Annotated in this window: 9 protein-coding genes; 3 read left to right on the top strand and 6 right to left on the bottom strand. The window is 69.8% G+C overall.

From position 1 onward, the window contains the following. Positions 1-108 precede the first annotated feature (108 nt). Positions 109-1167 (bottom strand): EAL domain-containing protein, encoded by a 1059-nt coding sequence (locus tag BKK80_RS35465; RefSeq protein WP_156811195.1) that lies wholly within the window; start codon positions 1165-1167, stop codon positions 109-111. 298 nt (positions 1168-1465) lie between these two features. On the opposite strand from BKK80_RS35465, the gene BKK80_RS10445 reads away from it, so the two are divergent. Beyond that, a complete protein-coding gene (locus tag BKK80_RS10445) occupies positions 1466-3508 on the top strand; it encodes a sensor histidine kinase (protein WP_232346262.1) in 2043 nt (680 codons plus the stop codon). Here the strand turns inward: BKK80_RS10445 and BKK80_RS10440 are convergent. The 4 genes from BKK80_RS10440 to BKK80_RS10425 all read right to left on the bottom strand — a co-directional run bounded on the left by BKK80_RS10440 (position 3475) and on the right by BKK80_RS10425 (position 9308). Further along, complete coding sequence (locus BKK80_RS10440; protein ID WP_071012527.1) at positions 3475-4134, bottom strand: response regulator transcription factor; 660 nt, start codon at positions 4132-4134, stop codon at positions 3475-3477. The two genes, BKK80_RS10445 and BKK80_RS10440, sit on opposite strands and share 34 nt — an antisense overlap. Before the next feature lie 181 nt (positions 4135-4315). After that, a complete protein-coding gene (locus tag BKK80_RS10435) occupies positions 4316-5860 on the bottom strand; it encodes a methyl-accepting chemotaxis protein (protein ID WP_071012525.1) in 1545 nt (514 codons plus the stop codon). A gap of 537 nt (positions 5861-6397) precedes the next feature. Beyond that, on the bottom strand, positions 6398-8125 hold the full coding sequence (locus BKK80_RS10430) for a diguanylate cyclase domain-containing protein (RefSeq protein ID WP_071069311.1): 1728 nt from the start codon (positions 8123-8125) through the stop codon (positions 6398-6400). Positions 8126-8345: 220 nt separating this feature from the next. Further along, the gene (locus tag BKK80_RS10425) at positions 8346-9308 is read right to left on the bottom strand and encodes a GlxA family transcriptional regulator (protein WP_071069309.1); all 963 of its coding nucleotides are present in this window, start codon (positions 9306-9308) and stop codon (positions 8346-8348) included. 123 nt (positions 9309-9431) lie between these two features. On the opposite strand from BKK80_RS10425, the gene BKK80_RS10420 reads away from it, so the two are divergent. Then, the gene (locus BKK80_RS10420; RefSeq protein ID WP_071069307.1) at positions 9432-10232 is read left to right on the top strand and encodes an SDR family NAD(P)-dependent oxidoreductase; all 801 of its coding nucleotides are present in this window, start codon (positions 9432-9434) and stop codon (positions 10230-10232) included. Positions 10233-10355: 123 nt separating this feature from the next. Here BKK80_RS10420 and BKK80_RS10415 read toward each other — a convergent pair whose 3' ends face one another. Next, complete coding sequence (locus BKK80_RS10415; protein ID WP_071012520.1) at positions 10356-11816, bottom strand: efflux transporter outer membrane subunit; 1461 nt, start codon at positions 11814-11816, stop codon at positions 10356-10358. 129 nt (positions 11817-11945) lie between these two features. On the opposite strand from BKK80_RS10415, the gene BKK80_RS10410 reads away from it, so the two are divergent. Further along, positions 11946-12515, top strand: a complete 570-nt coding sequence (locus BKK80_RS10410) for a winged helix-turn-helix transcriptional regulator (RefSeq protein ID WP_071012518.1) — start codon at positions 11946-11948, stop codon at positions 12513-12515. The last annotated feature ends 13 nt before the right edge of the window (positions 12516-12528 follow it).

Below are 12528 nucleotides of genomic sequence, written 5' to 3'. Positions count from 1 at the left end.
CCGGGGCTCTCACCTTGCCCCACATTCCCAAATCAACCGCCCCAGTCCACCACCGGGGCGTCTTTTTTTCCCCCGCTCCGGCGGTTCTGCCGGCCCGGCCGCCCGCGCTCAGGGCAGCCGTGCCGGCGGCGCCGCCTCGAACGCCGGCGCGGCGAACAGATTGCCCTGGAACAGGTGCACGCCGGCGTTGCGCAGCCAGCGGTATTGCTCCAGGGTCTCGACGCACTCCGCGATGACGGCGATGCCGAGATTGCGGCAGAGCTGGACCGCCTGCGGCACGAAGCGCTGCTGGCGCCCGTCCTTGCCCACGCCGTGCACGGTCTTGCGGCTCAGCTTGACGATATCGGGCCGGATGGCCGCCACCAGGTTCAGGCCGGCCGAACTGGCGCCGATCTCGCTGAGCGCCAGCTTGAGCCCCTGGTCGCGCAGCGGCTGCATGCGCGCGGCGTAGGCCTCGGGGCGGTCGATGATCTCGTCGGCCTTGTTTTCCAGGACCAGGCGGCCGCGCTGGTAGCCGAGCCGGAGAGCCGCCGCCGCCGTCTGCTCGAGCGAGAGCTGGGTTTCCGCCTGTTCCGGCAGGAAGCAGTTGACGTGCAGGCGATGGCGGATGCCGAGCCGCTCTGCCACGGTCATTGCCGCAACGCGGCATTCATCGTCGAAGCGATGGATGGCATCGGTCGGCAAGGCACGCATCAGGTGGGCGGACGAACGGTCGCCACGCCGGCGCGCGAACGCCTCGTAGGCCACCACCGCGCCGCGCTCGACGTCGACGATAGGCTGGAAGGCAAAGGAATAATCCGGAATCCCGGCCTCCGGCTGCCGCGGCGCGGGGACAGCGGCGGCGGCAGGCGCTGCCGGGGCGGCGGCGCCGGTGGTACCGTTCGCCGCCAACGGCAGCCCGGCCGCGACCGCGCGACGGCCATAGACGGCCGCCAGCCCGATGCGGGTCAGGATCAGGTCGATATTGCCATGCTCGTCCACCGGACCATGGCGCAGCAGCCGCATCTCCAGCAGGCGCTCGACCTTGCTGCCGGGAATCAGCTGGTGGCCGTCGGGAGCCGTCTCGTCGCGCAGCAGCGCGCCCTGGACACGTGAACCCCAGGGCGTGGAAGTCAGGTAGAGACGCGCGCCCTGCGCCAGGCGCTTGAGTAGTTCGTCGCGTTGCATGGGTTCGGGCTGCGGGTGGTCGGCCAAGTCCAAGTATTGCTTCGGCGATGCTACAGCACATCGCGCGCGTAAAGCTGACAAATCCTGACATCCCCTCGCCGTGGCGGGAAAACGGGCCGCGCTGGGCTATAGTCTTGCCCTCTGCTGCCCCCGATTGGCTCCTATCGCCCCCTATGCCGACGGCCGCCTCCGATGCGGCACGTGCCGGCCTGGCTCTTTTCTCCCGTTTACGGTGATGTCGCGGATCCTGTGCATTGTCTTGTTTTGCCTCTGCCAATGGCCCGCGGCGTGGGCCGAGGTGCGCCTGCCGGCGTCGGGCGAGGTGGCCTTGGGCCACGACTGGGCGCTGTTGCGCGACCCGGGCGATACCCTGACGATCGAGCAGGTCGCGCGGCCCGACATGGCCGCTGCCTTCCATCAGCAGCACACCCCGCCCGCGCTGGGCTACGTCGACGGCACGGCCTGGCTGCGGCTCACCCTGAGGCGCCCGGCGGCGGCCGAGCCGATCTGGCTGCTGGACCTGCGCTCGGCGCTGCTCGATGACGTCACGCTGTACCTGCCGCGCGCCGGGGGCGGCTTCGAGCGGCGCGTGGCAGGCGACCGCCAGCCGGTGGCGGGGCGCGACATCGCCTACCGCAGCCCGGTGTTCCGGCTCTCCCTGCCGCCGGACCAGCCGGTCACGGTCTACGTGCGGGTGCGCAGCACCAGCACCATGACCTTCCCGCTGCTGCTATGGTCGCCGGATGCCTTTATTTCCTTCATGGGCACCGAACTGTTCCTGTTCGGCCTGTTCTATGCGGCGCACATCGTGCTGCTGCTGACCAGCGGCTGGTTCTACTGGGTCACGCGCAACCGCTCCTTCCTGCTGTTCAGCCTGACGGTGCTGGCCAACCTGTTCACCTCGCTGTCCGCCGAAGGCTTCACCTACCAGTACCTGCTGCCCCAGCATCCGCTTGCCAGCGATGCCGTCTACATGGTCAGCTGGCTGTGCGCGATCCCGCTCGGCGTGCTGTTCATGGCGAACTACCTCGACCTGTTCGACTCGCCATGGCGCCGCTGGGCCATCCGTTTCTCGGCGCTGAACTGGGCCGTCTCGCTGCTGTGCGCGCCCTGGCTGCTGCTGTCGGTCGCACGCTGGCTGCGGCCGTTCTACCTGCTGTGGAGCGTGCTGACCCTCGCCATCCTGATGGGCGTGGCCGCGGTGATGAGCTGGCGGGGACAGAAGGCCGCGCGCGTGCTCTTCCTCGTGCTGCTGCTCCTGCTCGGCGGAACGGCGGCGCGCCTGGCACGCAACGTGGGATGGATCGACCCCGGCCCCATCGTCGACAATGGCAACTATCTCGGCATGGTCGCCTTCCTGCTGATCATGAACTCGGCGATCAGCTGGCGCTATACGGATATGCGGGCGGAAAAGGAAGCCGCGCAGGCCGAAGCCCTGCGCGTGGCGCGCCAGGCCGAGCGCGACCTGGAAGCCAAGGTGGCACGCCGCACCCGGGCGCTGCGCGAGGCCATGGCCCAGGTGGAGGCCTCGCTCTCGCTGGAACGGCGGGCCCAGGAGGAACAGCGCCAGTTCCTGGCCACGGTCTCGCACGAGCTGCGCACACCGCTGGCGGTCATCGACGCGACCGCCCAGAACCTGGAACTGGACGATGAACAGGACGATCCCCGCACCTCGGCACGCTACCGCAAGATCCTGCGCGCCACCCAGCGCCTGACCATGCTGATCAACGAGTCGCTGCACGAAGACGGCTTCGAGCTGCTGCGCCACGGCTCGCGCCCCGGCCCGGTCGACCTGGCGGCCCTGCTGCACGACGCCGCCGCCGCCGCCCGCCTGTTATCGGAGGCACATCGTCTCGACGTCGACGGCAGCCGCCTGCCGCCCGCCTTCGATTGCGACGGCAGCCTGCTGCGCCTGGCCCTGCGTACGCTGGCCGATAACGCGGTGAAGTACACGCCCGCCGGCACCCGCGTGCTGCTGCGCGGCCGCCTGGTGCAGCACGGCGTCGTACTGGAGGTGGAGGACAACGGGCCGGGTATCGCGCCGGCCGACCTGCCGCGCGTCTTCGAGCGCTACTACCGCGGACAGGGCGTCGGGCGCGTGCCCGGCACCGGGCTCGGGCTGTCGCTCGCGCTGCGCATGGTCGAGATGCAAGGCGGCACGCTGACGCTGGACAGCCAGCCCGGCCAGGGCTGCCGGGCCGTCATCTTCCTGCCGGCGCAGCCGCCGGGCGCCCTGCCCGGGGCTCAAGCCGGTGTTCCAGCCGGCGTTCCAGCCAACCACCAGGAGGCCGGCAACCCGGCCGGAACTCAAGCCAAAGACAGCGACGCCGCGAACACGTAGCCGACGCCGTGGGCGGCACGCAGCGGCAGTTCGCTGGCGGTCTCGCCGCGCCAGCGCTGGCGCAGCCGGCTGACCAGGGTTTCGAGGCGGCGCTCGTCGTAGTGCCGCCAGTCCTCGCCGAAGCTCTCGACGATCTCGCGGCGGCTCGCCGGCTGGCCGGGATGGCGCGCCAGCAGCTCGAGCAGGCTGCCTTCGTTGACGGACACGGCGATGGCGGCGCCGTCCGGCGAGCTGAGCCGGCCGGCCTGCCGGTCCAGCCGCCAGCTGGTGGCGACGCGCCGGCTCAAGGCACGCAGCACCGCATCGAACTCCAGCAGCTTGACCGGCTTGACCAGGTAATGGTCGGCGCCGCCGTCGAAGCCCTGCAGCTTGTCGTGGGTCTCGCCGCGCGCCGTCAGCATGACGATGCCGCAACCGGGCCGCTGGCGGCGCAAGGCCCGCACCGCGTCGAAGCCGGAGCCATCGGGCAGCATGGCATCGATCACCGCGATGTCGGCCTGTTCGCACAAGGGCGCGAATTCGGCCAGGCTGCCCGCCTGCAGCACCGCCCACTGCCGTTTCTGCAGGAAGGCGGCGATTTCGTCGCGCAATTCGCTCTCATCCTCGAGCAAGAGGATTGTCCGCATACCTGGATCCTGGAAGGACAAAGACCGGCCCGTCCCGGACCCGTGGGCATCAGGGCGGCGCGGCCGTACGCACCCGGGCCGGCCGGGCGGCGTACCGCGCGCGGCGGCTCCGGCGCCCCTGCCGCCCGTTCCGTCAGGGCGGCATTGTAATCCCGGGCCGGCACCGCCGCGCGCGCCACGCTCAGCAGAACACCCCGACCGCCTCCGCCAGCCGGTTCGCCTGCTGCCGCAGCGCCTGCGCGGCCTGCGCGCCCTGCCCGACCAGTTCGGCATTCTGCTGGGTGACCTGGTCGATCTCGCCGATCGCCTGGCCAACCCGGCCTACCCCGCTCGACTGTTCGGCCGTGGAGGCGCTGATCTCCGCGATCAGGTCGGAGACGCGCTGCACCTGCCTGACCAGATCGTCCATGGTCGCGCCGGCATCGTGCACGATGCGGGTGCCTTGCTCGACCTTGCCGGCGCTGGCATCGATCAGGGCCTTGATTTCCTTGGCCGCCCCGGCGCTGCGCTGCGCCAGCCGGCGCACCTCGTCCGCCACCACCGCGAAGCCGCGCCCCTGCTCGCCGGCGCGCGCGGCCTCCACCGCGGCATTCAAGGCCAGGATATTGGTCTGGAAGGCAATGCCGTCGATCACGCCGATGATGTCCGCGATACGGTGCGAGCTGCCCGAGATCTCGTCCATCGTCGCCACCACCTCGGACATGGCCTGCCCGCCCTTGGCCGCCGCCTGGCTGACGTCGCCCGAGATGGCATTGGCCTGGGCCGCCGTCTCGGCATTGTTGCGGACCGCCTCGGTCACCTGCGTCATCGACGACACCGTGTCCTGCACGCTCGCCGCGGCGCGCCCGGTGCGCGCGCTCATGTCGCTGTTGCGCTGGGCGATCTCCCCGCTCGCGCTCTGCACGCTCAGCACCTGCTCGCTGACGTCGTCGATCAGCCAGCGGAACATCAGGCCGAGCTGGCTGATGGTGCGCAGCGCCATGCCGATCTCATCGACACGGTCCATGTGCTCGACCTTCTGGCTCTCGCCCGAGGCCACGCGCAGCGCCTGCGTCAGCATGCGCTCGAGCGGCCGCGAGACCTGCGCCTCCAGCCACAGCGAAGCCAGCCCCAGCGCGCCGGCGAGCACCGCGCCGCCGCCCCAGAGCGTTGTGCCGCCGGCGCCCAGCGCCAGCGCGCCGGCCAGCGACACGGGCAGCACGCCGGCCAGGCCGAGCCGGATGCGCCAGCGCACCGGCAGGGTGCGCGGCAGCGACAGGCAGCCCAGCCAGCCCGCGCGCAGCACCAGTCCCTTGTGGAAGCGCCAGCCCTTGGCACGGCCTTCGCGGAAATCGCGGTAGCAGGCCTCGGCGGCGCCGATCTCCTCGCGCGAGGCCTTGGTGCGCACCGACAGGTAGCCCACCGGCCGGCCATCGCGCACCACCGGCATCGCATTGGCGCGCACCCAGTAGTAGTCGCCGTCCTTGCGCCGGTTCTTGACCAGCGCGGTCCACGGCTCGCCGCGCTTGAGCGTGGCCCACATGTCGGCGAAGGCCTCCGTGGGCATGTCGGGATGGCGCACGATATTGTGCGGCTGGCCCTGCAGCTCTTCGCGGGTAAAACCGCTCACCTCGACGAACGCGGCATTGGCGTAGGCAATGTGGCTGTGGGCGTCCGTGGTCGACATCAGGGTCGCGTTGTCCGGCAACTCGTACTCGTGCTGCGTCACTGGCTGGTTATTGCGCATGCGCTTCTCCCTTCCCTGGATGAATGGTCGCTACGAGGTAGCTTGGGGCGCGCTAACGGCAGGCCTGCCCCAGCCCTCACCCCACCAATGAGGGGGATGCGGAAAAAAGACGATGATGTGTAAAGAACGACGCACATTCAGCGCATTTTGCGAGCAGTTTCACACTCCCATTGTCTCTCGATGAATACATTGAGTTATCACAGTATGTGCATGCGATGCCATGCTGATGATCACTCGATTTGACAAGCGCATTCGCACTGAACTTGCAATGAACTCGCAATGAACGCAGCCGGTGCGCGGCGCCGGCACGACCCGGCCCAGGGAACGAAGAGAATGCAAGAGTCGAAATAGTGGGAAACATCACATCTGTTTCGCGCAACTATTCCCCTCGCGAGATGATGAAATACCGGTGCAGTAACCGCTGCCATTCCCAAGCGCATTTGCGCGGGGCCGACCGGCGTCACCCGGTCGGCTCTTTTCTTTCGGGACAGGGCTGGCGCCCGTCGGCGGCGCGTGGCCGTCCGCGCTCTCGCGCCCTCAGCGGGCCGGCAGGCCACCCTGCGCCGCCGCCGGCACCGGATCCGCCATCACCACGCCGCCCCCGCCGTTGCGCTTGGCCCGGTAGCAGGCGGCATCCGCGTCGCGCAGCACCTGCTTGACATCGCTGCCGGGCCTGAACAGTGCCATGCCGGCGCTCGCCTTGACCGAGAAGACCCGGCCGTCGCGGCCGATGCGGACCGCGTCAATGCCGGCCAGGATCCGCTCGATGATGGCGCGCGCCTCAGCCACCGCCTCGGCACCCAGCAGCAAGCCGAACTCGTCGCCGCCCAGCCGGGCCGGCAGCACATGCCGCCCTTCCGCTGCCAGCAGGACCCTGCCGACCTCCGCCAGCAGCGCATCGCCGGCGCCATGCCCGCCGACGTCGTTGACCTGCTTGAAACCGTCGAGGTCGATCAGGCAGATCGCATGCGCCCTGGCATCGCCGCCGGCGGGCGCATCGAGGGCATCGAGGTCTTCGAGCGCCTCGTCGAAGCGGGCGCGGTTGGCCAGCCCGGTCAGCGCGTCATGGAAAGCCATGTACTCCAGGCGCACCAGCAGTTGGTCGCGTTCGGCTTCTGCGCGCTTGCGGGCGCGGATGTCCTGCACCTGGACAATGGCGGCGATGCCTTCGATCGAAGGGGTTTGCAGCGGCGCCATCGAGCTCAAGGCCCAGATAAACGTGCCGTCCACGGCACGGAAACGGCCTTCGTGCTCGAAGGTCGCCTGCTCGCCCGCCGCGATCGCCTCCAGGGCCCGCCGCGCCGGCTGCAGGTCATCTTCGTGCAGGTAGCGGAACAAGGTATCGCCGCCCAGGATCGCCGCGCTGGTGCCCAGCATCGACGCCAGCAGCCGGTTGGCCTCGAGGATGCGGCCGTAGCGGTCGACGATCATGACGCCGGACGGCGACTGCTCGATGACGGCGTGCAGGCGCGCTTCGCGATCGCGCGCGGTGCGCTCGGAGGCGATCAGGCTGGCCTGCTGCTGCTTGAACACCGTGATGTCGAAATGGGCCGACTTGATCCATCCATTGCCGGCCCGTTCGTCGATCACGCGCACCCAGCGCCCGTGCGGCAAGGCAATCTCATAGGGCGCGCCCGCGAAGCGTTTCCACTCCCGGATCAGTTCGGCCTCCTCGCCCGGCCCGTGGCGCCGGGAAGCCTGCGCCCGCCACGCCGCGGTGACGATCTCCTCGAGCGTGCGGCCCTCCACCTCCGCCCCCGCGGGCAGCCCGTAGATACCGCGGAACCGGCTGTTTGCCTGCAGCAGCCGGCCCGCCGCGTCCTCGATCGAGAAACCGTCGGGCAGTTCTTCGATCCAGCCGCCGTGGTCACCCTGGGGAGGGTCGGTGCGGTAGCACGTGCCGGAGTCCACTTCCCGCCAGAGGCGTGCCCGGCCGACATCCGGAATCGACTGGGCCACCACCTTGAGCACGCGCCCGCGGTGCTCGAACTGGAATGGGCGCGTCTGCGACTGGTGGCGCAGGATGCCGCGTTCCACGTAGAGGTCGACCTTGTCGAGTTCGCTTGCGTCGAGACGGGCCGAGTAGAAGCGGCGCAGATTCTGCCGGTAATGCTCGCCGGCGAAGATCTTGCCGTCGTGTTCGGGAAAGAAGCGCAGGAAGGTCCGGTTCCAGCCCCGCGTCACGTCCTGGGAGTCGAACAGGCAGAAGGCGATGTCCAACTCGTCGAGCAGGTCGGCGAACGATTGCAGGCTGTGCAGGGGCATGGCGCGCTCGAGTCGAGTTGAGGCCGGTCGGATCGGAACATGTCACCAGGAGGAGACATTATTGACCAAGCCAGCGGATTCTTCCACGAATCCGTGCCCCACCCCGGGGAGCCTGCCCCCTCTCCTGCGGCGCCGCTTCGGCTCCATCGCCCAGGGACGGCCGCTCCGGCCGGGCCACGGACGGGGCGCCGGCGGCAGGCCCGCCAGGCGCCAGGGCGGTTCAGCGGGTATCGATCCGGGAGTCGATGCGGGCGTCGCGCCGGATCGCCTGCGGCGGCATGCCGAATCCCCGCATGAAGGCCTCGCGCAGATGGCGGCGATCGCGGAATCCGGTCTCCCGCGCGACCACCTCGAGAGCATGGCGGCTCTGTTCGATCATCAGCCGGGCTGCCTCCAGGCGCAGCCGCTCCACGGCCTTGGCCGGCGACTGGCCGGTCTCCAGCGTGAAGACACGGCTGAACTGGCGCGGACTCAAGTGAACGCTGGAGGCCAGCGCCTCCACCGTGAGCGGACGGTGCAGGTTGCGGCGCGCGTAGTCCAGCGCGCTCTGGATGCGGTCTGACTTGGGCGCCAGCTCGAGCATCTCGGAATGCTGCGACTGCCCGCCCGCGCGGCGTTGCGGCATCACGAGCTTGTGTGCGACGGAGCGGGCCACGTCCGCACCCAGGTCCTTTTCCACCATTGCCAGCGCCAGGTCGAGCCCCGCCGTCATGCCGGCCGAGGTCCAGATCGGACCGTCGACGATATAGATCCGGTCCGGCTCCACATGGATGTCCGGAAAGCGCTGCTGCAATGCCCGCCCGAACGCCCAATGCGTGGTGGCGCGGCGCTGCGCCAGCAAACCCGCCTCGGCCAGCACGAAGCCGCCGGTACAGATCCCCGCGACACGCCTGGCCCGATGAACCGCCTTGCGCAGGAAATCGAGGATCTTCTGCGGCGCCGGGGATTGGAGCGGGTCGTTCACCCCCGCCAGCATCCATGTATCGACTTCCACGCGCCCACGCAGCGAGCGGGTCCCCACCGCTACGCCGAGCGACGACGGCACCGCGCCGCCGGCAACCGAGAAATTCTCCAGCGCATAGAACGGCTCGCCCGCGACGATGTTCGCGTACTCGAACACCGACTGCGGGGCCAGCGCCATGATCTGGAAGCCCTCGCTGACCAGGAATCCGATCCGATGCATGCCCACCTCCGCCAAGCCATGGCCTGAATCCTACCTATATACGTCATTTCGGTCTCTCCTGCCGGCGTCCACAATGCCCTCACACCGTCTTCACCTTCATCCACCACACCACGGAGTGACGTCATGACCCAAGCACATCCCGGCACCGCCCTCATCACCGGCGCCTCGTCCGGCATCGGCGCCGTCTATGCGGACCGGCTGGCCCGTCGCGGCTACGACCTGATCCTGGTTGCGCGCAAGCGCGACCGCCTGCTGGCTCTCGCCGACCGCATCACCGACCAGACGCGCCGCAGCGTCGAAATCCTCGACGCCGACCTCAACGACCGCGCCGCGCTGGCCCGCATCGAGGCCAAGCTCAGGCAGGACGCCAGCCTGACCCTGCTGGTCAACAATGCCGGCGTCGGCACGCATACGCCGCTGCTCGACAGCGATGCCGATGCCATGAGCCGCATGATCGACCTGAACGTCACCGCCCTCACACGCCTCACCTACGCCGCCGTACCGGCCTTCGTCGCGCGCGGCAGGGGCGCCGTCATCAATATCGCCTCCATCGTCGCGATCGCGCCGGAGACGCTCAATGGTGTCTACGGCGGCACCAAGGCCTTTGTCCTCGCATTCAGCCAGTCGCTGCACCACGAACTCGCCGACAAGGGCGTGCGGGTCCAGGCCGTGCTCCCCGGCGCCACGGCCACCGACTTCTGGGAGACCGGGGGCCTGCCGCTGGCGCACCTGCCCAAGGAGATCGTCATGTCGGCCTCTGACCTGGTCGACGCGGCCTTGACGGGATTCGACCGCGGCGAGCTGGTCACGATCCCGTCGCTGCATGCGGTCGAACAGTGGGAGGCCTATGAAGCCGCGCGCCGCTCGATGTCGACGCACCTGTCCAGCGACGTCCCGGCGGACAGGTATCGCGAAACGCGTTGAGCCGGGCACTGCCGCGCCACGCCCGGGCCGGGCCGCATCTCCGGCCCGCAAGCGGCATCCCTGCACATGGCCGGGGTGCCCCGCGGCAGAGCGATCGATTCCCGGGAGCGCCCCGGGATCACATCAGGACCATCCGCCCCCCAGCGCCCGGAATGCCGCGACCGCCGCGCGCGCGTTGTCCGCCTTCACCTTGGCCAGCTGGTCGCGCGAGGCGAGCAGCTGGCGGTCCTCGTCGAGCACCTCGTAGAGGCTGACCGCTCCCCCCTTGTAGGCTTCCTCCGACGCGTCACGCGCGCGCTGGTGCGCGCCGACCTCCCGGTCCAGTTCCCGGCTCTGCGCCTCGAGCTGGGTCAGCGCGATCAGGGCGTCCTCGACATCCGACGTCGCCTGCAGCATCGACTTCCGATAGTTGGCCAGGGCTTCGGCATAGGCGCCCTTGGCGCTCGCCACCTCGGCGTCGACACGGCCGAAGTCGAACAGGCGCCAGCGCAGCCCGGCCGTGGCCGCCGGCTGGAACGCCTGCGCCGTCAGCAGCTTGCCGGCCGACAGGCTCTCGAAGCCCAGCAGGGCCGACAGGGAGACCTTGGGGTAGTACTCGGCGACCGCTGCGCCGATGCGCGCGCTCGAGGCGGCCAGGCGGCGCTCCGCGGCGATCACGTCGGGACGGCGCTGCAGCAGGTTGGCCGGCCCCTGGGCCAGGGCCAGCTGCGGCACCACCGGGTCGCCCGGCGACGCCTGCAGTTCCGCCGCGTAGGTCCCCGGCTGCGCGGCCATCAGGACGTCGAGGCGGTTGAGCTGCGTCTCCAGCTCCCTCTGCAGGGGCGGGATGGTCACGCGGGTCTGTGCCAGCCGGGCCTCGGCCTGCGCCTGCTCGCGCTCGGCACCGATGCCATCGGCCAGGCGCAGCCGCACCAGCTCCAGCAGCCGCTCGTCGGTCTTGACCTGCGCCTGGGCGATGGCGATACGGTTCTGCGCGCCGCGCACGCGGAAGTAGGCATCCGCCGCTTCGGCGGCGACCAGGATACGCACGCCGAGGTGGTTCGCCTCGGCGGCCTCGCGCTCCGCATCCGCGGCCTCGGCACCGCGCCGCAGCCCGCCGGCGATATCGATCTCCCACGTCGCGGCGGCACCCAGCGAATAAAGCGACTGGCCGCGCTGGTAGCCCGGCAGCGCGCTGCCGATCTTGCCCAGCGGGCTTTCCAGCGACTGTCGCTGCTTGCTGGCATCGCCGTACGCACTCCCCTGCGGCAGCAGCGCCGCCCCCGCGAACCGGGCGGCCGCGCGTGCCTGCTCGACCCGGGCCACCGAGGCGGCCAGGTCGAGGTTCTGCGCCAGGGCGCGCTGCACGATGGCCGACAGCGCGCGGTCGTTGAAGCCGTCCCACCAGGTATCGAGCGCAACCGGCGCGCGCGCGGCATTGATCGGCGCCAGCGCGGCCGCGTGCGCATAGGCCGCCGGCATGGCGGCCTGGGGCGCATGGTAGTCCGGGCCCACGGCGCACGCCGCCAGGCCAAGCGCCGCCAGCATCGCCGCGGCGACCGTCACGGCACGGCGGACCGGTACAGGAAAAGCAGGGTTCGACATCTCGGTTCCTTTCGTGATGGCTCATGCAAGACGCTGGCAGGTCTTGCCCAACATTTACTTGCACGATGCTAGTTACTAGCCTAGACTAACTTTCATGTTGATAGCAACCTCTTTTTAACGAGGAGCAACATGCAAAGAAAGTCACACCGGAATGCCGTGTGTCCCGTGGCGCGCAGCATGGAGCGCGTCGGCGACGCATGGAGCGTGCTGATCCTGCGCGAGGCCTTCTATGGCGCCACCCGCTTCGATGCCTTCCAGAAGGCGCTGGGCATCGCGCCCAATATGCTGACGCGCCGGCTGAACGCCCTGGTCGACGACGGGCTGATGGTCCGGCGCCCCTACAGCACCCATCCGCCACGCGACGACTATGTGCTCACCGAGCTCGGGCGCGATTTCCGCCCGGTCCTGCTGACACTGCTGGCCTGGGGAAACCGGCACTTTCCCGGCGCCGGGGAAACCATGCGGCTGGTCGAGCTCAGCAGCGGGCGGCCCGTGCGCGTCGCGCTGATCGATGCCGACACCGGCGAACGGATCACCGAAGCCAGGCACCGCATCGCGCCCGGTCCGGCGGCCAGCGAGGCACCGCCCGCGCGTCTCGCCGCGCCGGCCACGGCGCCGCTGCCGGCATCCGGCCGCGCGGCGGCGCACGCACAAGCCCATGAAGTCAACCCTGCGGCGTCCGCGACGGACGCCCTCTAATCTCGGAGCAATG

It is taken from the genome of Cupriavidus malaysiensis (assembly GCF_001854325.1).
Lineage (GTDB): Bacteria > Pseudomonadota > Gammaproteobacteria > Burkholderiales > Burkholderiaceae > Cupriavidus > Cupriavidus malaysiensis.
The sequence above is the reverse complement of the archived record's forward strand: the minus strand, read 5'-3'. Positions and strand labels throughout refer to the sequence as shown.

Bases quoted from the DNA above. Each gene is read 5' to 3' on its own strand.
- BKK80_RS35465 (WP_156811195.1), bottom strand. From the start codon at position 1,167: ATGCAACGCGACGAACTACTCAAGCGCCTGGCGCAGGGCGCGCGTCTC.
- BKK80_RS10440 (WP_071012527.1), bottom strand. From the start codon at position 4,134: ATGCGGACAATCCTCTTGCTCGAGGATGAGAGCGAATTGCGCGACGAA.
- BKK80_RS10435 (WP_071012525.1), bottom strand. From the start codon at position 5,860: ATGCGCAATAACCAGCCAGTGACGCAGCACGAGTACGAGTTGCCGGAC.
- BKK80_RS10430 (WP_071069311.1), bottom strand. From the start codon at position 8,125: ATGCCCCTGCACAGCCTGCAATCGTTCGCCGACCTGCTCGACGAGTTG.
- BKK80_RS10425 (WP_071069309.1), bottom strand. From the start codon at position 9,308: ATGCATCGGATCGGATTCCTGGTCAGCGAGGGCTTCCAGATCATGGCG.
- BKK80_RS10420 (WP_071069307.1), top strand. From the start codon at position 9,432: ATGACCCAAGCACATCCCGGCACCGCCCTCATCACCGGCGCCTCGTCC.
- BKK80_RS10415 (WP_071012520.1), bottom strand. From the start codon at position 11,816: ATGTCGAACCCTGCTTTTCCTGTACCGGTCCGCCGTGCCGTGACGGTC.
- BKK80_RS10410 (WP_071012518.1), top strand. From the start codon at position 11,946: ATGCAAAGAAAGTCACACCGGAATGCCGTGTGTCCCGTGGCGCGCAGC.